Annotated in this window: 24 protein-coding genes and 2 tRNA genes; 5 read left to right on the plus strand and 21 right to left on the minus strand. The window is 67.8% G+C overall.

The genetic code is table 11. The features are described 5' to 3' along the window. Positions 1-69 precede the first annotated feature (69 nt). Entirely contained in the window at positions 70-1,428 is a 1,359-nt protein-coding gene (locus tag V7D63_RS01245) for a GH1 family beta-glucosidase (protein ID WP_333590439.1), read from the plus strand. On the opposite strand, the gene V7D63_RS01250 is transcribed toward V7D63_RS01245, so the two are convergent. Both V7D63_RS01250 and V7D63_RS01255 read right to left on the minus strand, forming a co-directional pair. Beyond that, positions 1,425-1,964 (minus strand): hypothetical protein, encoded by a 540-nt coding sequence (locus V7D63_RS01250; protein WP_333590440.1) that lies wholly within the window; start codon positions 1,962-1,964, stop codon positions 1,425-1,427. The genes V7D63_RS01245 and V7D63_RS01250 overlap by 4 nt on opposite strands. Positions 1,965-2,101: 137 nt before the next feature. Next, positions 2,102-3,634, minus strand: a complete 1,533-nt coding sequence (locus V7D63_RS01255; RefSeq protein ID WP_333590441.1) for a carboxylesterase/lipase family protein — start codon at positions 3,632-3,634, stop codon at positions 2,102-2,104. Positions 3,635-3,741: 107 nt separating this feature from the next. On the opposite strand from V7D63_RS01255, the gene V7D63_RS01260 reads away from it, so the two are divergent. Together V7D63_RS01260 and V7D63_RS01265 are read left to right on the plus strand one after the other, a co-directional pair. Beyond that, the gene (locus V7D63_RS01260) at positions 3,742-4,821 is read left to right on the plus strand and encodes a sensor histidine kinase (RefSeq protein WP_333590442.1); all 1,080 of its coding nucleotides are present in this window, start codon (positions 3,742-3,744) and stop codon (positions 4,819-4,821) included. Between the two features lie 5 nt (positions 4,822-4,826). Continuing rightward, positions 4,827-5,192 (plus strand): response regulator, encoded by a 366-nt coding sequence (locus tag V7D63_RS01265; protein ID WP_333590443.1) that lies wholly within the window; start codon positions 4,827-4,829, stop codon positions 5,190-5,192. On the opposite strand, the gene V7D63_RS01270 is transcribed toward V7D63_RS01265, so the two are convergent. Genes V7D63_RS01270 through V7D63_RS01280 form a run of 3 tightly spaced genes read right to left on the minus strand, consistent with a single transcriptional unit; the run spans position 5,189 to position 9,159 of the window. Continuing rightward, positions 5,189-6,772: a phytoene desaturase family protein gene (locus V7D63_RS01270; RefSeq protein WP_442882103.1), complete on the minus strand. Its 1,584-nt coding sequence runs from the start codon at positions 6,770-6,772 to the stop codon at positions 5,189-5,191. The two genes, V7D63_RS01265 and V7D63_RS01270, sit on opposite strands and share 4 nt — an antisense overlap. A gap of 3 nt (positions 6,773-6,775) precedes the next feature. After that, a complete protein-coding gene (locus V7D63_RS01275; protein WP_333590445.1) occupies positions 6,776-7,159 on the minus strand; it encodes a hypothetical protein in 384 nt (127 codons plus the stop codon). After that, complete coding sequence (locus tag V7D63_RS01280) at positions 7,156-9,159, minus strand: acetyl/propionyl/methylcrotonyl-CoA carboxylase subunit alpha (protein WP_333590446.1); 2,004 nt, start codon at positions 9,157-9,159, stop codon at positions 7,156-7,158. Before V7D63_RS01280 ends, V7D63_RS01275 begins: the two co-directional genes overlap by 4 nt. Positions 9,160-9,410: 251 nt before the next feature. On the opposite strand from V7D63_RS01280, the gene V7D63_RS01285 reads away from it, so the two are divergent. Then, positions 9,411-10,343: an SAM-dependent methyltransferase gene (locus tag V7D63_RS01285; protein WP_333590447.1), complete on the plus strand. Its 933-nt coding sequence runs from the start codon at positions 9,411-9,413 to the stop codon at positions 10,341-10,343. A gap of 8 nt (positions 10,344-10,351) precedes the next feature. On the opposite strand, the gene V7D63_RS01290 is transcribed toward V7D63_RS01285, so the two are convergent. From V7D63_RS01290 to V7D63_RS01300, 3 genes are all read right to left on the minus strand, one after another. Beyond that, entirely contained in the window at positions 10,352-11,251 is a 900-nt protein-coding gene (locus tag V7D63_RS01290; RefSeq protein ID WP_333590448.1) for an enoyl-CoA hydratase-related protein, read from the minus strand. 47 nt (positions 11,252-11,298) lie between these two features. Continuing rightward, positions 11,299-12,891, minus strand: a complete 1,593-nt coding sequence (locus V7D63_RS01295; RefSeq protein WP_333590449.1) for a carboxyl transferase domain-containing protein — start codon at positions 12,889-12,891, stop codon at positions 11,299-11,301. Positions 12,892-12,960: 69 nt separating this feature from the next. Then, positions 12,961-13,758, minus strand: coding sequence for a hypothetical protein (locus tag V7D63_RS01300; protein WP_333590450.1), 798 nt, complete (start codon positions 13,756-13,758; stop codon positions 12,961-12,963). A gap of 177 nt (positions 13,759-13,935) precedes the next feature. Between V7D63_RS01300 and V7D63_RS01305 the strand changes: the two genes are divergently transcribed. Continuing rightward, positions 13,936-15,738 (plus strand): patatin-like phospholipase family protein, encoded by a 1,803-nt coding sequence (locus tag V7D63_RS01305; protein ID WP_333590451.1) that lies wholly within the window; start codon positions 13,936-13,938, stop codon positions 15,736-15,738. Here V7D63_RS01305 and V7D63_RS01310 read toward each other — a convergent pair. The 13 genes from V7D63_RS01310 to murA all read right to left on the minus strand — a co-directional run bounded on the left by V7D63_RS01310 (position 15,656) and on the right by murA (position 23,791). Beyond that, entirely contained in the window at positions 15,656-16,450 is a 795-nt protein-coding gene (locus V7D63_RS01310) for a methyltransferase domain-containing protein (RefSeq protein WP_333590452.1), read from the minus strand. The two genes, V7D63_RS01305 and V7D63_RS01310, sit on opposite strands and share 83 nt — an antisense overlap. A gap of 151 nt (positions 16,451-16,601) precedes the next feature. Further along, positions 16,602-16,678, minus strand: a tRNA-His gene (locus tag V7D63_RS01315). Between the two features lie 132 nt (positions 16,679-16,810). After that, on the minus strand, positions 16,811-17,527 hold the full coding sequence (locus V7D63_RS01320; RefSeq protein ID WP_333590453.1) for a TonB family protein: 717 nt from the start codon (positions 17,525-17,527) through the stop codon (positions 16,811-16,813). Between the two features lie 14 nt (positions 17,528-17,541). Next, a complete protein-coding gene (locus V7D63_RS01325; RefSeq protein WP_333590454.1) occupies positions 17,542-17,979 on the minus strand; it encodes a biopolymer transporter ExbD in 438 nt (145 codons plus the stop codon). Between the two features lie 5 nt (positions 17,980-17,984). Then, positions 17,985-18,887, minus strand: a complete 903-nt coding sequence (gene exbB / locus V7D63_RS01330; protein WP_333590455.1) for a tonB-system energizer ExbB — start codon at positions 18,885-18,887, stop codon at positions 17,985-17,987. Between the two features lie 448 nt (positions 18,888-19,335). Beyond that, positions 19,336-19,411, minus strand: a tRNA-Phe gene (locus V7D63_RS01335). Positions 19,412-19,477: 66 nt separating this feature from the next. Next, positions 19,478-19,642, minus strand: a complete 165-nt coding sequence (locus tag V7D63_RS01340) for a DNA gyrase inhibitor YacG (protein ID WP_333590456.1) — start codon at positions 19,640-19,642, stop codon at positions 19,478-19,480. 3 nt (positions 19,643-19,645) lie between these two features. After that, positions 19,646-20,680, minus strand: a complete 1,035-nt coding sequence (locus tag V7D63_RS01345) for a ribonuclease E/G (RefSeq protein ID WP_333590457.1) — start codon at positions 20,678-20,680, stop codon at positions 19,646-19,648. Next, positions 20,677-21,252, minus strand: a complete 576-nt coding sequence (locus V7D63_RS01350) for a Maf family protein (RefSeq protein WP_333590458.1) — start codon at positions 21,250-21,252, stop codon at positions 20,677-20,679. Before V7D63_RS01350 ends, V7D63_RS01345 begins: the two co-directional genes overlap by 4 nt. Before the next feature lie 10 nt (positions 21,253-21,262). Next, a complete protein-coding gene (gene infA, locus V7D63_RS01355; protein WP_003164348.1) occupies positions 21,263-21,481 on the minus strand; it encodes a translation initiation factor IF-1 in 219 nt (72 codons plus the stop codon). Between the two features lie 102 nt (positions 21,482-21,583). Next, on the minus strand, positions 21,584-22,054 hold the full coding sequence (locus V7D63_RS01360; protein ID WP_333590459.1) for a UPF0262 family protein: 471 nt from the start codon (positions 22,052-22,054) through the stop codon (positions 21,584-21,586). Next, entirely contained in the window at positions 22,051-22,506 is a 456-nt protein-coding gene (locus V7D63_RS01365) for a DUF2948 family protein (protein WP_333590460.1), read from the minus strand. Before V7D63_RS01365 ends, V7D63_RS01360 begins: the two co-directional genes overlap by 4 nt. Continuing rightward, positions 22,496-23,791 (minus strand): UDP-N-acetylglucosamine 1-carboxyvinyltransferase, encoded by a 1,296-nt coding sequence (murA, locus tag V7D63_RS01370; RefSeq protein WP_333590461.1) that lies wholly within the window; start codon positions 23,789-23,791, stop codon positions 22,496-22,498. Before murA ends, V7D63_RS01365 begins: the two co-directional genes overlap by 11 nt. Positions 23,792-23,867 lie beyond the last annotated feature (76 nt).

Below are 23,867 nucleotides of genomic sequence, written 5' to 3' on the forward strand. Positions count from 1 at the left end.
CTCCCTCCGCGACCCGGCCGCAAACCGGCGCGGAACCTCAGTGACCACGTATCGACAAGGCAGGCCCGAATGAGCGCCAGGTATCAGTTTCCCGACGGTTTTCTGTGGGGCGCGGCGACCGCGGCCTATCAGATCGAGGGGTCCTCGATGGCCGATGGCGCGGGCGAGTCGATCTGGGACCGATTCAGCCACACTCCGGGCAAGATGCTGAACGGCGACACCGGCGACGTGGCCTGCGACCACTACAACCGCTGGCGTGAAGACATCGAACTGATGAAGCGTCTGAACCTTCAGGCGTACCGGTTTTCGGTCAGTTGGAGCCGGGTGATTCCCGAGGGTCGCGGCGCGATCAATCCGAAGGGTCTGGACTTCTACGACCGTCTGGTCGACGGCCTTCTGGAGGCCGGAATCACGCCGCTTTGCACCCTGTATCACTGGGATTTGCCGGCGGCGCTGGATGATCGGGGCGGCTGGCTGAACCCCGACATCGCCGACTGGTTCGCCGACTACGGCCAGGTGCTGTTCGAGAAGTTCGACGGCCGGGTAAAGACCTGGGGCACGATCAACGAACCGTGGGTCATCGTCGACGGCGGCTATCTGCACGGCGCCCTGGCGCCGGGCCACAACTCGGCCTTCGAGGCGGTGATCGCCGGTCACAATGTGTTACGCGCCCACGGAGCGGCAGTGAAACGCTATCGCCAGGTCGGCAAGCACGACATCGGCATCGTCTTGAACATCGAGCCGAAATACCGCGCCTCGGACAAGCCCGAGGACGAGGCCGCGCGCCGTCGCGCCGAGGCTCAGATGAACCGCTGGTTCCTGGACCCGCTGATGGGCCGCGGCTACCCCGAGGAGTTGAAGGACGTCTATGGCGAGGCCTGGCGCGAATTCCCGGCCGAGGATTTCGAACTGATCGCCCAGCCGACCGACTGGATGGGCCTGAACTGGTACACCCGCTCGGTGCCCGAGAACGCGCCCGACGCCTGGCCGGTGCGCGCCCGGCCGGTGAAACAGGTCCAGCACGCCCATACCGAGACCGGCTGGGAAGTCTTCCCGCAAGGGTTGACCGACACCCTGGTCTGGCTGCACGAACAGACCAACGGCCTGCCGCTGATGGTCACCGAGAACGGCTCGGCCTGGTACGATCCGCCCCACGCCATCGACGGCCGCATCCACGACCCGATGCGGGTCGACTATCTGAAGAACCACCTGAAGGCGGCGCACGACGCCATCGGCAAGGGCGTGGACCTGCGCGGCTATATGGCCTGGTCGCTGCTGGACAATCTGGAATGGTCGCTGGGCTATTCCAAGCGGTTCGGCATCACCCACGTGAACTTCCTGACCCAGGAGCGGACCATCAAGGATTCGGGTCTGCTGTACGCCGAGGTGATCAAGACCCACGGCGCGGTGCTGGACACATTTTATTAGGCGGCTTCGGGCGCAACGTCGCCATCGGTCCACTCCGGCTCACCAAAGGCCGCAGCAAACAGGATGGCGCGCAGTTGCGCGGGCGGCCCAAGGCGTGGGGAAAAGTACAGACCTCCCCATCGACGCCCTTCGACGGATATGTCGTAGCCTGTGATCGGCCCATCCGGGCGCAGATCGACGCCTCCTCCCAGCAGCGGGATTTCGGCGTCCATGAAACGCGGCGCCGACCAGAGGCAAGGGTCTGCGAGTAAGGCGGCGATACGGGAGCGGACAGTGTCATTCAGTTCGACTCGCCGCCAAGGGGACCAGACACCCCAGGGATCGTCGGGATTCTGGCGGGCGTAAGCCTCCCATCCACTCGATGAGCGACGAGCCACGACCTCGCGCGCCTTGTCTTCGGTGGAGAGCGGCGCGCGGCTGCTCCAAATTCGCAGACTGACGACCGGATTGGCCGTTCGCCAATTCACGTCGAGCGGCGCATTCGCCCAGCTCGCCCAAGCGGTCTCCAGGGATTGTTCCGTCGGATCGTCGTTCAAATGAGTTGGCAAACGAGCGCGATCCACGGCTCTGAACGCGGGACATTGATCCAGTACGGGCGGCGCGGGCCGGCTGGCCGGATACGGCGCCAGGACGGCGGACAATCCGACAAGCACCGTAACTGGCCCTCTCATTGTCATGGCGCCGACTGAACCCGCGCATAGAAAACTTCGATCAGGTCGAGCCGGTCCTGGAACGGCGTCGGCTTGGCCTCGGGTCCATCGTTGGTGAACTCCAGCAGCCGATCCGGTTCGCGGCCGAACTCGGGCCAGGCGGGGCGGCCCTGGCCGTTCGGATCGCCGATCTTGGCGAAGGTCGTCCAATAGTCGGCCATGGCGGTCGCGGCGCGGGCATCCCGGTCGCCCAGCGGACGCCCGACCGTGTGCAGATTGTCGAAGACATAGGGCCGTTCCGACGCATGGGTGGCGCCGCCGCTGGGTTCGGGATTGGAATCCGGCACGACGTCGAAACGATAGAGGAAGGTCGGATTGCCCGCCCGGGCATGCAGCCGGGCCAAGGCCCGCACCGGCTCGTTGAAGGCCAGGTCGCTGACGACATGGGCGTTGTAGCCGTCCAGACCGCCATAGGCCGCGTGGAAGGCGACACGCTCATCCACGGTCATGGCGTCGTCCAGTTCGCCATAGGGGCTGACCTCGGTCGGCCTGACCCACCAGAACTCGGCGCTGTTCGTGCCCAGGATCAACGGAACCGGCGCCTGACGCCCGGCCGCGAAGGCGGTCATGACGTCCTCGGTCACCACCTGGCCGTCGATCGGCAGGTTGTCGCCGCCGTAGAAGCTGGGCGCGGGGCGCAGCAGCCGTTCGGCCGGGACCGCGCGTAAGGCCTCGGCCGAGGCGCCGATCCTCGCCTGGTCGGCCCAGGCCGCGCCGCGATCCTGCAATGACGGTCGGCCTGAGGCGCTGGGCTGGTCCAGCGGCGCGCCCTCGTCACGGCCCAGACCCGACTGGATCACCGCCTTGTGGAACAGACCCCGCGCACGCGGCGAGATCATCAGCCGCGTCACGGCCGCGCCGCCCGCCGACTCACCGAAGACAGTGACGTTCCCGGCGTCGCCGCCGAAGCCGCCGATATTGTCGTGCACCCATTCCAGGGCGGCGACGATGTCCATCATGCCGTAGTTGCCGCCCACCTCGCCGTTCGGCCGCTCAGCCGCCAGGGCGGGATGATCGAAGAAGCCGAGACGGCCTAGGCGGTAGTTGATCGTCACCACCACCACGCCGCGCCGCGCCAGGTTCGCGCCGTCGTACAGGGCCGCCGTGCCCGAACCATTGTTGAAGCCGCCGCCGTGGATCCAGACCATGACCGGCAGCGGTCCCGCCCGGTTCGTCGGCGTCCAGACGTTCAGGGTCAGGCAGTCCTCGCTCATCGGCGGGGGACCGACGCCGGGGTCGCCGTTGGCGGGCGGCTGGACGCACAGGGCGCCGTAATCGACGGCCGGGCGCGGATCGGTCCAGGTCGGTGCGGCCTGGGGCGGACGCCAACGCAGCGGCCCGACCGGCGGCGCAGCGTAGGGCAGCCCCTTGAAGCTCTCGATCCCCTCGGCCGTGCGGCCGACCACCGGTCCCTGACGGGTCTCGGCGCGCGGGGCGTCGGGTGCGGACGGGACGGTCATCAGGGTCAAGGCGGCGAACAGACTGGCGAGGATCATCAAGCCACCCTAGAGGCCGCGCGCCCGCCGCGAAGTCAAAAATCGTGACGAATCGGAACCAGGTCCGGCCGTGATCGTTCTGGCGTCGCGCGAAAGCGGGGCCGGCGTTGAAGCAATTGGCGAAATCGGACGACCAGGCCTTTGACGCCGGATACGATCTCGGCTCGTCCCACCGGGCCGCCGCGACCATCGCGCATCACAGCCTGGCCTTGGAGACCCAACACGACCGCCTGGTCGAAATGTTCATGCAGGCGCCGGGATTCATCGCCGTCCTGGGCGGGCCGAGCCATGTGATCCAACTGACCAACGAGGCCTATCTGCGCCTGGTCGGCCGCGACGGGATCGAGGGGCGGCCGATCCGCGACGCCTTGCCGGACATCGTCGGCCAGGGCTTTTTTGAACGATTGGACGCCGTCTACGCCACCGGCGAACCCTATGAGGGCCGCCACCAGTCGGTGCGGCTGGTGCGCACGCCGAACGGGCCGCCCGAGGAGGTGTGGCTGGACTTCATCTATCAGCCGATCCGCGACAGCGACGGCGGCGTGGCGGGCATCTTCGTCCAGGGTCAGGACGTCACCGACACGGTGCGCGCGGCCGAGCGCCAGAAGCTGATGATCGACGAGTTGAACCATCGGGTGAAGAACACCCTGGCCACGGTGCAGTCGATCGCCATGCAGACCGCCCGGCACCACCCCGATCCGCAACGGTTCGCCGAGGCCTTTCAGGCGCGGCTGATGTCGCTGTCGCACACCCACGACCTGTTGACCCGCAGCCATTGGGAGGGCGCCGATCTGCGCGCGGTCTTGCAGCATGAGACGGACGCGCGCGGAGGTCCCACGCGGATCGTGCCGAACGGCCCGCCCGTAGCGCTGGATTCCGCCCAAGCCCTGTCGCTGGGGATGATCTTTCACGAACTGGCGACCAACGCCGGCAAGTACGGCGCCCTGTCGACGCCCGACGGCCGGGTGTTCGTGGACTGGTCCCTGGCCGACCAGCGCGCGCCGCGCCTGACCCTGAACTGGCGCGAGAGCGGCGGCCCGCCGGTGGCCGAGCCGCACAGGCGCGGTTTCGGCAGTCGGCTGATCGAACGGAACGTCCGGCACGATCTGGCGGGCGAGGTCGAACTGGACTACGCAGCAGGAGGATTCACGGCGGAAATTTCTCTTCCGCTGGACAAGGGGCGCTAGACGCGATGGACGGACTGGCGGGCAAGCGCATTTTGGTGGTCGAGGATGAATCGCTCGTCGCCATGCTGATCGAGACGATCCTGGAAGACCTGGGCTGCACGCCCGTCGGACCCGCCGCCTCGGTCGATGAGGGCCTGGCCCTGGCGCGTGGAAACGCGGTGATCGACGCCGCCCTGCTGGACGTCAATGTGGCCGGGCGTCAGGTGTTTCCGGTGGCCGAGGCGCTGGCGGCGCGCGGCGTGCCCTTCGTCTTCTCGACCGGCTATGGCGAGGCGGGCCTGCCCGACGAATGGCGCGGCCGCCCGACCTTGCAGAAGCCCTTCACCGAAGACGCGGTGCAGACGGCGATCCGCGCCGCGCTAAGCCTCTAGCGCCTCAGATCCTTCAGCACGGCGTGGGCGGCGTTGTGGCCCGGCGCGCCGGTGACGCCGCCGCCCGGATGCGCCCCGGCGCCGCACAGATACAGGCCCGGAACCGGCATCCGGTGATCGGCGTGGCCCAGCACCGGCCGGGCGCTGAACAACTGATCCAGCGTCAGCCGCCCGTGGAAGATGTCGCCGCCGACCAGGCCGAAGCGCCGCTCCAGATCGCGCGGTCCCAGCGCCAGCCGCCCCACGACCGACGCCTTGAACCCCGGCGCATGACGCTCGACCGTCTCGATCATCAGATCAGCCACCGTGTCGCGATGCGCGTCCGCCAGGTCGGGCGAGACATGCTGACAGAACAGGCTGGCGACGTGCTGACCCGCGGGCGCCAGACTGTCGTCCAGGGTCGAGGGGATCAGCATTTCGACGATGGGATTGGACGACCAGCCGTTCAGACGCGCTTCGGCATGGGCGCGGTCCATATAGGCCAGGCTGGGGGCGATGATGATCCCGGCGGTCAGGTGATCGCCCTTCTCCGGCAGGGCCGTGAAGCGCGGCAGCTCCGACAAGGCGACGTTCATGCGGAAGGTGCCCGAGCCGGACGCATAGCGGCCCATCCGCTCGGTGAAGTCGGCCGGGACCATGGCCGGATCAACCAGACGGTCGAATAGCAGGCGCGGGTGCAGGTTGGAGACGACGGCGCGGGCGCGGATCGTCTCACCCGCCTCGGTGACGGCCCCGATCGCCCTGCCCTTTTCGGTCAGAACCTCGGCGACCGGCGCATCCAGCCGGATATCGACGCCTTGTTCAGCACAGGCCGCGGCCATGGCCTGGGTGATGGCGCCCATGCCGCCGACGGCGTGGCCCCAGGCGCCCTTCTTGCCGTTCACCTCGCCGAAGACATGGTGCAGCAGCACATAGGCCGAGCCGGGGGTATAGGGGCTGGCGTAGTTGCCGACCACGCTGTCGAAACCGAACAGGGCCTTGATCGGATCGCTGTCGAACCAGCCGTCCAGCCAGTCGCCCGCCGACTTGGCGAACAGGTCCAAGAGGTCGCGCCGTCCCTGCACGTCCAGCGCCGCCGCCTGACGCCCCAGACGCCCGGCCGACAACAGCTCCGGCAGGGCCGACAGCCAGCCGCCCTCGGCCATGTTCGGCGGCGCGCGCAGGACCCAGTCACGCAGGACGGCGGCCACGACCTCAAGCCGCTGTTCGTATTCCGGCAGGCGTTCGGCGTCGCAGGTGGAGAATTTGGCGACCTGCGTCTGGGTCAGCCCCTCGCCCGCCAGCAGATAGCGGCCGTCATCCAGCGGCAGGAAGTTGGCCATCCTGCGCTCGACCACCCGCAGGCCGTGCCGGGCCAGGTCCATGTCGGCGATGACGCGCGGGTTCAGCAGGCTGACGGTGTAGCTGGCGGTCGAGTTACGGAAGCCGGGGTGGAATTCCTCGGTCACCGCCGCCCCGCCGACGACGCCGCGCCGTTCCAGCACCGTCACCTTCAGCCCGGCGCGCGCCAGATAGAAGGCGCAGACCAGCCCGTTGTGGCCGCCGCCCAGGATGACGACGTCGGTCATCGCCCCGGCCATGGATCAGGCGGCGGGGGAAGAGCGGGCCATGCGCTCGCCCAGCTCGGTCAGCGCCCGACCCTTGTCCATGACGACCTGGCCGCAACGCTGTGCATTGGCGTTGAGATCCGCGTCGGTCAGGGTCGTGACGAATTCGTGGAACCGCTCCAGCCAGTCCGTCCGAGCGTCTCGCCCCTCAAGCCTGCCGAGGAAGTAGAAGACACCGACGGCCGCGCTTTCGGCCTGTCCAGGCTGGGAGGCCAGCACGCTGTAAAGCGCCATGCAGTGCAGATCGGCGGTCTCTTCGGCGCTCAACGGCCGTTCCGGTTTCGACTGCGCCAGGGTCGGCGCAGGGGTCAGGACCGACACCGCCAGCACGGCCGACACGGCCAAGAGGGTTTTTCTCATCCGGCGTCTCCTTCGGCGACCGTGGCCAGGACGGCGCCGTCTGGCGCCTGATCGCCGACCGCGACATTGACGGCTTCGACCACCCCGTCGAACGGCGCGGTCAGAGCGTGCTCCATCTTCATGGCTTCCAACACCACCACGGTCTGGCCCTTGGTCACCGCATCCCCGGCCTTGACCGGCACGGCGACGATCCGGCCCGGCATGGGCGCGCGCAGAGAGCCGTCGGAGGCTGTGCCGGTCGCCCCTGAACCTCGGGCCGACTCGGCACCCGAGCTGATCTCATAAGCCTCGCCATCGAGGAAGAGCACGGGGCGACCGATGGCCTGGTTCAGCCGAACGCCATCCACGACCAGGCGCGCACCCTCGTCGATGACGGATGTCGAACAACCATCGATGAGAACCCGCCATGTCAAACGGTCTCGCCAGTTGTCGCTCCGGTTGTCCGGCAGGCTGGCGTCACCGATCACAAGTTGGCCATTGATCTTGATGCGCTGTTCGCTGCGTTCAGAACCGTTCAATCGAAAACCGTGCGCGCCGGTCATCGAACTCCAGACATCCGCCTCCCACTCTCCTCGGCGACTGAGATTCTCCATGCCCGCAAGCGCCAGACCGGCGGCCTTGACGGCATGCGGCATGTCAGAGGCGAGCAGAGATTCGAGTTCAGCGGCGATAAAGCCCGTGTCGACGTCGCCGGCCACGAAACGTGGATGTGAAGCGCAGCGAGCAAGGAAGGCTGCATTGGTCTTGATGGGCCAGACCTCGACCTGACGGCACAGATGGGCGAGCTGCGCCGCCGCATCTTCCCGAGTGTCGGCCTCCACGATGAGTTTGGCGATCATGGGATCGTAGAACTGACTGACCTCGCCGCCTTCTTCGACCCCGGTATCGACGCGATGTTCGTAAGGTAGGGAGAAGCGCTCCAGCTTGCCGATGCTGGGCAGGAAGCCGTTCGCGGGGTCTTCGGCGTACAGCCGCGCCTCCATGGCCCAGCCTTTCAGCGCGATCTGATCCTGCTTCAGCGGCAGGGGTTCGCCCGCCGCCACGCGGAACTGCCATTCGACCAGATCGACGCCGGTGACGGCCTCGGTCACCGGGTGTTCGACTTGCAGCCGGGTGTTCATCTCCATGAACCAGATGCGGTCGGCCTTCAGCCCGTCCGAAGCGTCGGCGATGAACTCGACCGTGCCCGCGCCCACATAGTTCACCGCCTGGGCGGCGCGGACGGCGGCGGCGGTGACGGCGGCGCGGGCGGCGTCGTCCATGCCGGGCGCCGGGGCCTCCTCGATCACCTTCTGGTGGCGGCGTTGCAGGCTGCAGTCACGCTCGAACAGGTGGACGACATTGCCGTGGCCGTCGCCGAACACCTGCACCTCGATATGGCGCGGACGGGTGATGTAGCTTTCGATCAGCACGCGCGGATCGCCGAAGGACGACTGGCCCTCGCGCTGGGCGCTGGCCAGACCGTCGGCGAAATCCTCAGGCCGGTCGACGCGCTTCATGCCCTTGCCGCCGCCCCCGGCCACGGCCTTGATCAGCACCGGATAGCCGATGCGGGCGGCCTCTGCCGTCAGATGCTCCGTCGACTGGTCCGCGCCTTGATAGCCGGGCGTGACCGGCACGCCCGCCTGATCCATCAGATTCTTGGCCGCGTCCTTCAGGCCCATGGCGCGGATGGCGGATGGCGGCGGGCCGATCCAGACGATGCCGGCGGCCATGACGGCCTCGGCGAAGTCGGCGTTCTCGGACAGGAAGCCATAGCCGGGATGGATGGCCTCGGCGCCGGTCTGTTTGGCGGCGGCCAGCACCTTGGCGGCGTCCAGATAGGACTCCCGCGCCGGGGCCGGGCCGATCAGCACGGCCTCATCGGCCTCACGCACATGCAGGGCGTCGGCGTCGGCCTCGGAATAGACGGCGACGGTGCGCACGCCCATGCGCTTGGCGGTGCGGAAGACGCGGCAGGCGATCTCGCCGCGATTGGCGACCAGGACGGACTTGAACATGGGCCACCGTTAGCCAATCGGCGGGATCGGGGGAAGGCGTCGCGTCATGCGGGCAACGCCATGGCGATGTCGGACGCAGGCGGCTATGAGAGCGGGTCGCATCCACCCGGAGGCCTTCCTTGTCGCGTAATCCGTTCGATCGCCTTGGGCGTGTCCTCCGCAAGCGTATGCGCAATTGGTTGTCCCAACCGCCTGTGAGCGTCGCCCCCGGGCAGCCGGCGCCGACGGCGGGGATGCCGATTGAAGAGCGGATGACCAGGCTTGAGCACCTGAACCACTCCATTTTCATGGAGGCCAAGGAGATCAAGCTGATGCTGGCGGCCCATACCCTACCCCCTGCCTCGGTCTGGAAAGGCAAGCCGGAGAACATTGAGGGCGCCCCAGGCGTCAACGCCTTCCCCATGTCGACCATCTGTCGCCAGGACAGTTTCGAGCAGCCGCATTTCGCTTATTGGGCGCGCCGCATCGGCGAGGGTGTGCGCTATCACCGCAAGCTGTGGGAATTCGTCTTCGTCCTGCAGAGCTTGTGGGAGCGTGGCGTCATCAAGCCCGGCGCCAAGGGCCTGGGATTCGGCGTTGGGCAGGAGGCCTTGCCCGCCTTCTTCGCTTCGCAAGGCGTGCGCATCATGGCTACGGACATGACCGCCGAACAGGCGGCCCGCGCCGGCTGGATCGCCAGCAACGAGCACGCGGCGGGCAAGGCCGCCCTCGCCCGACCGGGCATCTGTCCGCCAGAACTGTTCGAGACCAATGTCGATTTCAGCGTCTGCGACATGAACGCCATTCCCGAGACCCTGCGGGGCTTCGACTTCTGCTGGTCGGCCTGCGCCTTCGAGCATTTGGGATCGATCGAGGCGGGTCTGCAGTTCGTCGAGAACTCTCTGGACACGCTGAAGCCCGGCGGCTGGGCCGTCCACACCAGCGAATACACCATGAGTTCAAACGACGTGACCATCGCCACGGGCGACACCGTCCTGTTCCGCAAGCGGGATTACGAGGAACTTGCCCGCCGTCTGACCGAGAAGGGCCACCACGTCGCGCCGTTCGACTTCACGCCCGGCGACGGGCCGATCGACCGCTATCTGGACATCCTGCCCTATCGACCCGAGCCGCACGTCATCATGGCCCTGTGGGGTCACCAGACGACTTCGATCGGCGTGATCGTGCAGAAAGCGGGCGGTTAGGCCGCCGCCTACTCCGCCCAGCGGGCCTTGCGCTTGTCCAGGAAGGCGCGGACGCCTTCCTGGCCCTCGTCCGAGACGCGGGCGCGGGCGATGCGTTTGGCGGTGTCTTCCATCAGGCCGTGATCGATCCGCCTGCCCGCCACATCGTGGACCAGGCGTTTGGCGTCGCCCATGGCGCCGGGCGCGCAGGCGCGGACGGACTGGCTGAAGTCGGCGATGAAGGCGTCGATCTGGTCCGCATCGTCCAGGACTTGATCGACCAGGCCGAACCACTGGGCCGCCTCGGCGTCGAAGACGTCGCCGGTCAGGAACAGGGCGCGGGCGGTGCGGGCGCCGACGGCTTCGATCACATAAGGGGCGATGGTCGCCGGGATCAGGCCCAGCTTGACTTCCGAGAAGGCGAATTTGGCGCCCTTGACGGCCACGGCCATGTCGCAGGCGGCGACGATGCCCGCCCCGCCGCCCATGGCCGCCCCCTCGACGATCGCCACCGTCAGGGCCGGAATGTCGTGCAGCGCCTTGAGCATGACCGCCAGGCCCATGGCGTCGTCGCGGTTGTCGGCCTCGCTCCAGCCGGCGGCGTCGCGCATCCAGCCTAGATCGGCCCCGGCGCTGAACGTGCCGCCCGCGCCATGGATGAAGACCACCCGCACATGATCGGCGCCGTGCAAGGTCTCGAACGCCTCGTGCAGGGCGCCGATGGTGGCCGCGTCGAAGGCGTTCTTCTTGTGCGGCCGGTTGATGGTGATGAAGACCACCCCGTCGGGCGTCGCCTCGACGCGCACCAACTGCTCATTGGCGTCGGGCGCCGGGTCGGCCACCAGCGGATGGACGATGCGATTGATCTCGGCGGCCTCGGCGTCGGTGATGTCGAGGGCGTTCAGGTCGGGATCGGTCGGCTTGGTCATCATCGGCTCCGTTTCGTCCTTGTCCCTTTGCAGGAGAAGGGCGTGACTTACATCCTGAAAACACCGAACGACGTTTCCGGTATCGGCGCGTTCAGCGAGGCGCTGATCGCCAGGCCCAGCACGTCGCGCGTCTGGACTGGGTCGATGACGCCGTCGTCCCACAGGCGGGCAGTGGCGTAATAGGGGTTGCCCTCGTCCTCGTATTTCTGGCGGATCGGGGCTTTGAAGGCTTCGGCCTGATCGTCGGTCCAGCTTTCGGCGTCGCGGTGGACGGTGGCCAGCACCGAGGCCGCCTGTTCGCCGCCCATCACGCTGATGCGGCTGTTCGGCCAGGTGAACAGAAAGCGCGGCGAATAGGCGCGGCCGCACATGCCGTAGTTGCCGGCGCCGAAGCTGCCGCCGATCAGCACGGTGAATTTCGGCACTTCCGCGCTGGCCACGGCCGTGACCAGCTTGGCCCCATTCTTGGCGATGCCCTCGGCCTCATAGCGGCCGCCGACCATGAAGCCCGAGATGTTCTGCAGGAAGATCAGCGGAATCTTGCGCTTGCAGGCCAGTTGAATGAAGTGCGCGCCCTTCAGGGCGCTCTCGGAGAACAGCACGCCGTTATTGGCCAGGATGGCGACCGGATAGCCCCAGATGCGGGCGAAGCCGCAGACCAGGGTCGTGCCGTACAGGGCCTTGAACTCGTCGAACTCTGAGCCGTCGACGATGCGGCCGATGACCTCGCGCACATCATAGGGGGCGCGGACGTCGTCGGGGATGACGCCGTACAGATCTTCGGGATCGAGCGCGGGCGGACGGGCCTCGCGCAGGTCGATATCGACCGTCTTGACCGTGTTCAGGTCGGCCACGATGGACCGGACGATCTCCAGCGCGTGCTCGTCATTTTCGGCCACGTGATCGACGACGCCGGACTTGCGGCCGTGGGTTTCGGCCCCGCCCAGCTCTTCGGCCGAAATGACCTCGCCGGTCGCGGCCTTCACCAGCGGCGGCCCGGCCAGGAAGATGGTGCCCTGATTGCGCACGATCACCGTCTCGTCCGACATGGCCGGCACATAGGCGCCGCCGGCGGTGCACGAACCCATGACGCAGGCGATCTGGGGGATGTCCCGCGCGCTCATCCGCGCCTGGTTGAAGAAGATGCGGCCGAAATGGTCGCGGTCGGGAAACACCTCGGCCTGGTGCGGCAGGTTGGCCCCGCCGGAATCGACCAGATAGACGCACGGCAGACGGTTCTGCTCGGCGATCTCCTGCGCCCGCAGGTGCTTCTTCACCGTCATGGGGAAGTAGGCGCCGCCCTTCACCGTCGGATCGTTGGCGACGATCATCACCTCGCGCCCCGAAACCCGGCCGACGCCGCAGATCATGCCCGCGCCCGGCGCCTCGTCGCCATACATGCCGTTGGCGGCCAGTTGGCCGACCTCCAGGAAGGGCGAACCGGGGTCCAGCAGGCGCTCGACCCGGTCGCGCGGCAACAACTTGCCGCGGCTGACGTGGCGTTCGCGCGACTTTTCCGACCCGCCCAGGGCCGCCTTGGCCACATGATCGCGCAAGGCGTCACGCAGTTGACGGTTATGGACCTCCAGCGCCTTGAAGCGGGCGCTGCTCTTATCGACGGAGGAAGTCAGCTTGGGCATGGCCTTCCCTTACCGGCGAGGATGCACGGGGGGAAGGGCGCGGCGCGCGGTTCGGCGCCGCGCCGACCGTCACAGCTTGGGCGCCCGATCCGCCGCTGCCTGAACTTCCTGAGCCTGACGTTGCTGTGTGGCCGCCTGGGCGCTTCGGCTGGCGATCTCGGTCTGCCGCAGCGTGATCCGGGGGTCCTGCATGATGACCTGCAAGGTCTTGGTCAGGGCAGGATTGGCGTCGGCCCGGTCCATATTGGCCGTGACCGTCAAGCCGCACTGATCCTTGAGATCATAGGGGCAGCCGCGCGCCAGCGGATCTTCCAGGCTGGTCACCAGCGCGCCGTCGAGACGCCGCACGGACTGGTGCGTCTCTCTGGGGGCGCCGCCGTAGTCGGTTCGAACCAGGGTTCCATACTTGGTCCCGAGTTGGCGCAAGGCGGCGTCGAAGGCCGGCTCCTGTCCCGGCTCGTATTGCAGGATGCGGTTGATCTCGACGACCTGCTCCTGGTCCGACACGCCGATCAGGCGCACGCTGAATTGCTCGCCCTCGCGCTCGCCGACGATCGACCGATAGCCGTCGGGCCGGGGCGGCGTAAGCTCCACCACCAGTCGAGGGTCCGAGCAGGCCACGGCCTTGAAGGCGTCATCCACCGCCATGCCCAGGGTCACGCCCGCCACGTCGGCTCCGTTTTTCGGTCGCGCATTGACGGCCCGGCAGTCGAGCCGTTCGGCCGCCGCCGTACCCCCCGCCGCGGCCGGGTCAGACGCCGAGGCCTCAGCGCCGTCCTGGCCCTTCGCCGTCGAGGCGGCGTCTTCCTTGGAGCCGCACGCGGCAAGCGCGAGGACCAGCAGTGGAACAGCGACCGTTTTCTTCATGGTTTCCTTCCCTTACGACCCGCTCGGCCTAACGCCGATTTTCAACGGCTGCTCATTCAATGCAAGATGGAATCCGCATCCGATTGCACCATGGCCCTGCGAAGGGCAGAAATGGCCGAGGCGTTCCGGCGTCGGTCAACCTTTCATATTCCACCTTGGAATCTGGCATAAAGCCGCATGAGCAAGACCGGGCAGCAAACACTTGAGGCCGCCCTGGCCCGCGTCTTTGAAGGCCGGATGATCGACCGCGCCAGTTGGTTCGCCCTGACCGGCGGCGAGACGCTGTTCCATGCGGGCGATCCGTCGGACACCCTTTATCTGGTGCGAGCGGGCCGCCTGGGAGTGTTCCGACACGAACCGGGCCAGCCCAGCCAACTGATCGGCGTGGTCCGCGCGGGAGAACCGGTCGGTGAAATGGCCATGCTGGCCGGCGCGCCGCATACGGCCAGCGTCGTGGCCCTGAGGGACAGCGAGATCCTGGCCATGCCGCGCGACGCCTTCTTCGAGGCCGCGCGGACCGAGCCGGACCTGATGGTCGAGCTGTCGCGGTTGATGATCCACCGCGCGCGCGAGCGCCGCTCTGGGGCGACGGAACCCAGCGTCTTCGGGTTCGTCAGCGCGCGCCAGCGGCCGATCCGGGCCTTCGTCGAACGGGTGGCGACGGCGGTCCAGGCCATGGGCTTCAGTTGCGGGATCATCGACCACTCGGCCCTGAGTTCGGCCAAGGAATGGTTCTCACGCGTCGAGGACAGCCACGACTACGTCCTCTATGTCGCGGAATCGGACGAACCGACCTGGGCCGCCCTGTGCGCGCGCCAGGTGGACCGGCTGTTCGTGATCGGCGATCCGCGGCTGGTCCCCCCGACCACGATGCCGCGCCGCGCCGGGCCGGATGACGCCCACCGCCGCCCGGACCTCATCCTGTTGCGCGACGCGGGCATGGCCAAGCCGGCCAACACCCGCGTCTGGCTGGACGCTCTGGACCCCGCCCGCTGGTTCCACTGTGTCGACGACGTGGCCGAGGACGCCGCCCGCATCGCCCGGCTGGTCAGCGGCACGGCGGTCGGCATCGTCTTTTCCGGCGGCGCGGCGCGCGCCTATGCCCACATCGGCGTGGTCCAGGCCCTGCGCGAGGCGCGGGTGCCGTTCGATTTCATCGGCGGTGCCTCCATGGGAGCGGTGGTCGCCGCGGGTCCGGCCCTGGGCTGGAGCGACGACGAACTGGACTGCCGCATCCGCAAGGCCTTCGTGGAATCCGATCCCCTGTCCGACTTGGCCTTCCCCATCGTCGCCATGACCCGCGCCAAGAAGGTCGAGCGACTGTTGCAGGACGCCTATGGCGAGGTTGAGATCGAGGACATGCCCCTGCCCTTCTTCTGCATCTCGTCCAACCTGACGAGCGGGCACGTCAGGATTCACCGCCGTGGCCTGCTGCGCGAAGCCATGCGGGCCTCGATCTCCATTCCGGGCGTCATGCCGCCGGTGGTGATGGACGATCAGGTGCTGGTCGATGGGGCGGTGCTGAAGAATTTTCCCACCGACATGATGCGCCAGTTGAACGCGGGACCGATCATCGGGTCGGACGTCAGCCAGGCGCGTGGGGTCGATCCGGCCTCGCTGCACAACCCGTCATGGATACGCTGGATCCTGTCCGGCGCCTGGAAGAAGGGACCGCCGATCGTGTCGATCCTGATGCGATCGGCGACCCTGGTGACCGACGCCGAGATGGAAGGCTCTCGCGCCATGACCGACCTGCTGATCCTGCCGATGCCCGAAAGCATGGATATCCGGGACTGGAAATCCTACGACGGGCCGGTCGAGGCGGGGTATGCGGCGGCCGTGGCGGCGCTTTCGACCCTGAGCGGCCCGGTGCATCTGATGCGCCGGCAAAGACGGCTCAGCGACGTCGAGCGACCAGAAACAGACGCGGAAACGGCAACAGAGTCACCCCGTCCGGCCGCATCGGAAACGCCCGCGTGAGCGCGTCGCCCAGCGCGTCCTCGAACGCCGCGCTGAGCGCCGGATCGTCGGCCAGCGCGGTCAGATAGGGCCGAAGCGCCGTGCCGCGCATCCACTCCAGAACCGCATCCTCGCCGGTCAGGGCGTGCAGATAGGCGGTGGACCAGACATCGACGGTCTCACACCCCTCGGCCGCCAGGTCGTAGTAGCGGGCGGGGTCCAGCAACGGCGGCGTACGTTCGACGTCCGACAGCACCGGCGCCCAAGGTCCCTGCCCCGCCGTTTCACGCAGCAGGGCGTGATGACGCGTCGCGTGCCCCAGGGGCATCTGCACCGCCAGGACGCCGCCAGGCGTCAGGGCCTGAACCAGTCGCGGAAACAGGGTCTCGTGATCCGGGAGCCAATGCAGCGAGGCGTTGGCGAAGATCAGGTCGGCGGGGCGATCCGGCGTCCAGGCGGAAATGTCGCCCTGGACCCAGTCGACGGCGGCGTCCAGGGCGCGGGCGCGCTCCAGCATGGCGGCGCTGGAATCCAGCCCATGCACGACCGCGCCTCGATGGCGGCGACGCAGAAGCGCCGCGTGATGGCCGGGACCGCAGCCCAGATCCCAGATCTCGCGCGGGTCGAGGTCGTCGGGCAGACGCAGCATCAGGTCCAGGGCGGCGCGGTCGCGCTCGGCCTCGAAACGGGCGTACTGGTCGGGGTTCCATTGCGCGCGCGCGGGATCGGTCATGGCGGCCAGCCTAGAGCCTGATCGTCTGAGGTGAAATCGCTTCGCGATTCCGCCGATGCCGTGAATCAGGCTCTCGCATCATGCTGGACTGAAATCTGAGCCGAGCTGGACCGCGTCCGCCGCAATCGACTTCGGTCTGGACGATCGGGGATGGTACCGCCTCTCAGGCTTGAACTGAGGACCTCCGGTTCCACAAACCGGCGCTCTAACCAACTGAGCTAAGGCGGCGCTGTCCGCGCGAGAGGCGCTCTCTACCGGGGTTGCCTCGCGCGATCAAGCGTGACGCGCGGATATGACGTCGCCACAAAAAGAAAACGCCCCGGACCAGGGTCCGGGGCGCATCCTTCACATCGTGGTGCGTCAGTCGCCGAGCTGGAAGCGAACCGTATAGTTCACTCTCGCTCCGACGGCGGCGCCGTCGACGGTGCGCGGAGCGATCCGCGACCGGCGGGCGGCCGCCAGGGCGGCGGAGCCGAAGCCGGCGCCGGACGGATCTTCCGACGTCACCGAGCAGTTCTGCAGGCTGCCGTCCGGTTGGACGACGCAGCTAACGCTGACCGTACCCGCTTCGATGCCGCGGCTCTGAGCGCGCTCGGGGAACTCCGGCGTGACCTTGCGGGCCCACGTCGGGTTGGTGATCACCGAGGGACGCGGCGGAGCCGGAGGCGCCGGAGGCGGCGGCGGACCAGGGACGATGACGGGCGGGCCGGTGTATTCGACACGGTCCTCCTTCTTCGTCGGCTCGATCGGCAGCGTGACCGGCGGCGGCGGCGCGTTCGGCGAGACGACAGGTTCACGAACCTGAAGCTTCGGCGGCGGCGGCGTGTCCGGCGGCGGCGGCGGCGGCGGCGGCGGCGGCGGAGGCGGAATCGGCTCCACCAGCTCCACGTCGACCGAGTCGTCCGAGTAGTCGAACACCTGCAGCTTGAACTTGGCCTGCTGGAGATAGAACAGCAGGATGGCGAACAGGATGCAGACGACCAGCAGGCTCAAGGCCCAGGTCGAGGGCTTGACGCCCATGAACCCGCTGCCGCGCGGCGCGTCGTAACGAGAGCGGTGGTATTCAATGTCGGTCATTGCTCACCTTCTCCCTATTCCGTCGACGTGTCTTCGCCGACCAGGGCCACGGAATAGAAACCGTTGTCCTGGAGAGCATTCATGACCTGCATGAAGTCGCCGTAGCGCGTCTGCTGGTCGGCACGAATGAAGATCCGCTCGTCCGCCGGGTTGCGCCGGCCGATCTGCGTGGTCAGCTCCGAACCCATGGATCCCACGTCGGTCTTGAAGTCGCCGATGTAAACATCGCCGTCATTCTGGATCGAGATGAAGATGGGCTTCGGCGGGTTTTGCGCCGGGGGCGCGACGGCCCTGGGAAGCTTCACCTCCACCGACACGGTGGCCAGAGGCGCGGCCACCATGAAGATGATGAGGAGAACGAGCATGATGTCCACGAACGGCGTGACGTTGATCTCGCTGTTCGCTTCGACGTGATACTTCCCGCCGCCTCCACTATCGAGTTTGGCGGCCATGCCCCTTACGCCCCCTTGTCGAGCTGACGCGAGATCGCGTTCGTCAGTTCGGCGCTGAAGCCGTCAGAGCGGGTGCCGTAGGCCGAGATGCGGGTGTTGAAGTAGTTGTAGAAGATAACCGCCGGGATGGCCGCGAACAGGCCGATGCCGGTGGCCAGCAGGGCTTCGGCGATGCCGGGGGCCACGACGGCCAGGTTGGTCGTGTTCGATTCGGCGATGCCGATGAACGAGTTCATGATCCCGTACACGGTGCCGAACAGACCCACGAACGGGCCGGTCGAACCGACCGAGGCCAGGAACTGCTGGCCGCCCGACAGGCGCTTGGCCAGGCCGGCCTGAACGGCGGCGACGGCGTTCTGAGCGCGCAGCAGGGCCGAGTCGCGGTGATCGCCGGTGACCGACAGACCCGCTTGACGCGACAGTTCGATTTCTTCGGTGGCCGCGGCGGCCATGTCGGCCAGCGGATTGCCGTCGAACTCGTCCGAGGTGGCGACCCGACGCATGTCCGCGATGGTGCGGGCGCCGCGGAAGGCTTCCAGGAAGCGGTCGGTCGAACGGTTCAGCGCGCCGAACTCGAACATTTTGATCAGCAGCAAGGTCCAGGAGAAGATCGAGGCCAGCAGCAGGCCGATCATGACGACCTTCACGACCAGGGTCGCGCCCATGAACATGGAGATCGGGGTGATGCCGCCCGCGCCGTGACCGCCCGTGGCGGCCTCGCCGACGGTGGCCGGGTCTTCACTGGAGGCGGCCGGAGCGGCGGCCGGAGCGGCCGGGGTCGCGGCCGGAGCGGCGGTGGTCGCGGCGGCCGGGGCCGGAGCGGCCGGGGCCTGGGCCAGGACCGGCGTGCCCGCCATCAGGACGGCAGCGCCGGCCATGGCGAGGATGATGTTGGTCTTCTTGAGCATTTTTCGCCAGTTCCTGCTGTTTGGTCTGACTCGTGGGAACCAAAGCGACCGCCCCGAAGGACATTCGCCCGTGAATGAAAAATCGTTCACTGGACCGGCCCGAAGACCAGGCCCAGAGAAACGCCTACCTGAAGCGTCTGGTTGCGTTGAAACATCCAGACCGGCCGACGAACTTTCGGAACCGAGATTCCAAACGTCGTCGCCCGTTCGCCCCTTAGGGAAGCGGTCGAGCTTCCTTTGAAGAACGCATACCAGAGCGTCAAGTGCGCAATGCGCCTTTTCGCCTGACGGTGGAAACACGGGTCTCAGGGCAATAAATCTGCGGAAACGGCGACGTTATGGTGAAGACTTGCCCGTGAACGGACGAAGCGTCCGGCCGTCGCCGTGGTATGGCCCGCGCGCGCGACAATATGCGCCGCCACGGAACCTTGTTCGGGAAATGGGGAAGTGGTGCCTGGGGGCGGATTCGAACCACCGACACGCGGATTTTCAATCCGCTGCTCTACCAACTGAGCTACCCAGGCGCGCCGCATTCGGTCGCGGGAGCGGGGTCTATAAGCGAGGCCCCCCGGCCTTGTCCAGCGCCCGTTTCACTCTTCGTCGTCAGGCGGCGGGGCGTCGTCCAGAGGCTCGGCCGGAACGGCGTAGACGCCCGACAGCCAACGTTGCAGATCGACATCCGCGCAGCGTCGCGAGCAAAAGGGCCGATAGGCCGCATCCGGCGGCGCCTTCTTGCAGATCGGACAGGTCACCATGAGTCAGGTCTCCACGATGGCCGACCGGCCCGGGGCGACGGTCGGGTCGGCGCGCAGGGCCGCACGGGGACCCAGCCGGGCGACGAAGGGCGCAGCCGCCTGGGCTTCATCCGGCGCGCAGACGGCGGTGAAGCGGGGCATGGTCGTGTCCGACAGAATCGCATGCCGCAGCCGACGGGTCAGATCCATGGCGCGGGTCATGACGCCGGGTCGCCGGTCTCCGTCGTTCAGACGATCCTCGATCGGCGTGCGGCCCCACGGCAGCGCCAGTTGCAACAGGCCGAACCGGCTGAGCGGGCCGAACACGGCCCCATCTGCGTCGAAGGCGGCGCGGGCCAGCGGGTTGACGACATCGGCGTTCAGATTGGTCCCCACCAGATCGATGACGACCAGCCCGCCCCAGTTGGCCAGCCGGATCAGACGCGCCGCGTGGATCAGCCCCTCGCGATTCGCCCGCTCGCGGCCCTTCTTGGCGTCCTTTCCGGGCAGATGAGCGTAGTCGATATCGACCGCGATCAGGGCGCGCGTGCGCTGGACGGCCAGATCGACGCCCGCCTCGGCGAAGAAGTCGCCCTGGCCCAGCGCCTCTTCTTCGGCATCCCATGACGCCTGAATGGCCGAAAGGCCGGTCTGGACCTCCACGCCGGGGGCGAGGGCGGCCAGGATCGCCCGAACATCGGGACCAGGCGTCAGCAGGCGCGGCGCCCCCTGCCCCTGCCCGATCAGGCGCAGCGTCGGTCCCTTGCGTTCGCGCGGCTCGGCCGTGACCTCGACCTCGATGTGGTCGCCCTCGCGCAGGACCCGGTCCTTCGGCAGGGGCAAGAACCCCGGCGCGGTCTCGACGCCCAGATCGACGAAGGCGGCCCTGTATCCCGCCTCGACATCCAGCACCCGGCCGACGCAGCGAGCGCCCAGCCGGTGTTGGGGCGGGTCGTCCTCGCGCTGGATGATCAGGCGTTCAAAGCGGCCGTCGCGGGCAACCATGCCCCGGATCTCGCCGGGCGTGTCGTCCAGAAAGGCTTCGACCTCGCCCCTCACCGCCGCCAGCCCGCGCCTTCGAGCAGATGTGCGGCTTCATAAAGGGGCAGGCCCATGACCGAGGGATGGCTGCCGACGATGCGCCGCACGAAGGCTCCGGCCGGTCCCTGGATGCCGTAGCCCCCCGCCTTGCCGCGCCAGTCGCCCGTGGCGACATAGGCGGCGATCTCGGCCTCGGACAGAATCTTGAAGGTGACGCGGGTCTCGTTGACGCGGGTCGTGGTCTTTCCATCGGCGACCACCGCCACGCCGGTGAAGACCCGGTGGTTGCGGCCCGACAGCAGGCGCAGGAAGCGCGCGGCCTCGGCCTCGTCAGCGGCCTTCTCCAGAAAACGACGGCCCACCGCAACCACGGTGTCGGCGGCCAGGACCACGGCGCCAGGCGCGCGGGCGGCCACGGCCTGGGCCTTGGTCCGCGCCAGACGCTCGGCCAAACGCGGCGGCGTCTCGCCCTTCAGCGGGGTCTCGTCGATGTCGGCGGGTTCGATGCGGTCGGGAACGATCCCGATCTGCGCCAGCAGTTCGATGCGGCGCGGGCTGGCCGAGGCCAGCACAAGAGGCGGACGCGCCACGCGCCCGTCCTTACTTGAAGCGGTAGGTGATGCGGCCCTTGGTCAGGTCGTAGGGCGTCATCTCGACCAAGACCTTGTCGCCGGCCAGCACGCGGATGCGGTTCTTGCGCATCTTGCCGGCGGTGTGGGCGATGATCTCGTGGTCGTTCTCGAGCGTCACGCGAAAAGTGGCGTTCGGCAGCAGTTCGCTGACCACGCCGGGAAACTCGAGCAGTTCTTCCTTAGCCATGCGGCCTCTCACGCCCTTGGTGAAACGACGACGACCCCGCCGGGCGTGGGCGGGGATCGAGGAGCGGGCCTATGCCGGAAAACGGGAGAAAAGTCGAGGCGGTCACCGCCGACACAGGGCGAAGACCAGGGTGAACAGTCGCCGCGCCGTCTCATGGTCGATGGCGATCTTGCCGTCCAGACGGCTGCGCAGCAGCTCGGCGCCTTCGTTATGCATGCCGCGACGGCCCATATCGACCGACTCGATCTGGCTGGGCGAGGAGCCGCGCAGGGCTTCGTAATAGCTGTCGCAGATCAGGCCGTAGTCCTTCAGCACCGCCTTCAGCGGGGTCAGCGACAGGCCGTGTGCGCGGGCGTAGTCGGGACCGGACACCTCGAACACCAGCCGGCTGTCCTGCAACGACAGGGTCAGGGCGTAGGGACCGCCCGCGGCGCCCGCCGGTGCAAAGCTGTTCTTTTCGACCAGGTCGAAGACGGCGACCCGACGTTCATGCTCGATCTCGGCCGTGGCGGCGGGCAGGCTGGCCGCGTCCAACGTCACCGAGGCCAGACGATGATCACCGGTCCCGCTCATTCGGCTGACGCCTCTTGCAGATGGGTCGGGGCGATGCGGGCGGGCCAGCGTTCAGACAGATCGGTGACCACGGCGTCCAAACATTCCACGTCGATGCGCAGATCGCCGCCGCCCGCGAACATCAGGATGACGCGGCCGCCCGGCGCCTCGACCGGCTCGAAGTCGATGGCCAACAGCTCCAGGGCCGTCTCCGGCCCGCGCGGCAGTCGGCGGCTCTTGACCGCGTCGACGTCGCCGAACTGCATAGCCGCCATCACCCGCGTGCCGCCGCATTCCCAGCAGAACCGCGACAGGGCCAGGGTGACGCGGCGTGCGCTCTTTTCCCAGACGATATCGACCGGCCGCAGGATGGAGTCCTGAAGCGCCGCCGACATGATCTGCAAATCGTCGGCGTCGGCCGCCAGCAGACGCAGCGGCAGGACGGGTTTGGCCGGTTCGGCGTCAGTGGCCATCCGAATCGTCCTCGCCATGGATGCGGCGGATCACGGCGCCGCAGGCCCCCAGCTTTTCTTCCAGCCGCTCGAAGCCGCGATCCAGGTGATAAACCCGGCCCACGGTGGTTTCGCCCTGGGCGGCCAGGCCGGCGATGACCAGGCTGACCGAGGCGCGCAGGTCGGTGGCCATGACCTGGGCGCCGCGCAGGCTTTCGACCCCCGTCACCCGCGCCTCGCCGGCGTGGACGCTGATCTCGGCGCCCAGGCGCGCCAGTTCGGGCGCGTGCATGAAACGGTTCTCGAAGATGTTCTCGTGGATGACGCTTTCACCCTCGGCCGTGGTCATCAGGGCCATGAACTGGGCCTGCAGGTCGGTGGCGAAGCCGGGATAGACCTCGGTCGTGACGTTCACGGCCTTCAGCCGACGCGCCGGATCGCGACGCACGATGACGCCGTCGTCGGTCGGGGCGACGTCGACGCCCGCCTCGATCATCTTGTCCGTCAGAACCTGGATCAGGTCGGCGCGCGCCTTGGTCAGGCGGACCTCGCCCCCCGCCATGGCGGCGGCGACGGCATAGCTGCCCATTTCGATCCGATCGGGAATGACCGCCCAGTCGGTCCCGCTCAGCGAGGTCACGCCGGTGACGGTCAGAACGTCAGTGTCCAGCCCCTCGATCCGGGCGCCCATGGCGATCAGACAGCGGGCCAGGTCGCCGATCTCCGGCTCACGCGCGGCGTTCTTCAGCACCGTGGTCCCCTGGGCCAGGACGGCGGCCAAAAGGGCGTGTTCAGTGGCGCCGACCGAGACGAAGGGAAACTCGATCTCGGCCCCGTGCAGGCCGCGCGGCGCATGGGCCGAGACATAGCCCTCTTCCAGCTCGATCTCGGCGCCCAGGCGGGCCAGGGCGTCCAGATGCAGGTCCACCGGCCGCGCGCCGATGGTGCAGCCGCCCGGCAGCGACACCTTGGCGTGTCCCGTGCGCGCCAACAGCGGTCCCAGCACATTGAACGAGGCCCGCATCTGCCGGACCAAGTCATAGGGGGCGAAGGTGGAGGTGATCTCCCGGGCGTCGAACAGGGTCTGTTGCCCGTCCGGGCCGTCCGACTCGGTCACCGTGATGCCGAACTGGCGCAGAAGCTGGCCCAGGAATTTGGTGTCCGCCAGGCGCGGCATATTGGTCAGCCTGAGCGGTTGGTCCGTCAGGATGGAGGCGGCCATCAGCTTGATGGCGGAGTTCTTGGCGCCGCTGATCGGGATTTCACCGTGCAGCTCGGCGCCGCCCTGGATGGCGATGCGGTCCATGTCGTCCTTAAGCGGCCGACGAAGCGGGACGCCTCGGCGGATCGGCTATCTAGCAAGGCCGAACACTGGTGCGAAA

The organism is Brevundimonas sp. (genome assembly GCF_036732845.1).
Classification (GTDB): Bacteria; Pseudomonadota; Alphaproteobacteria; order Caulobacterales; family Caulobacteraceae; genus Brevundimonas.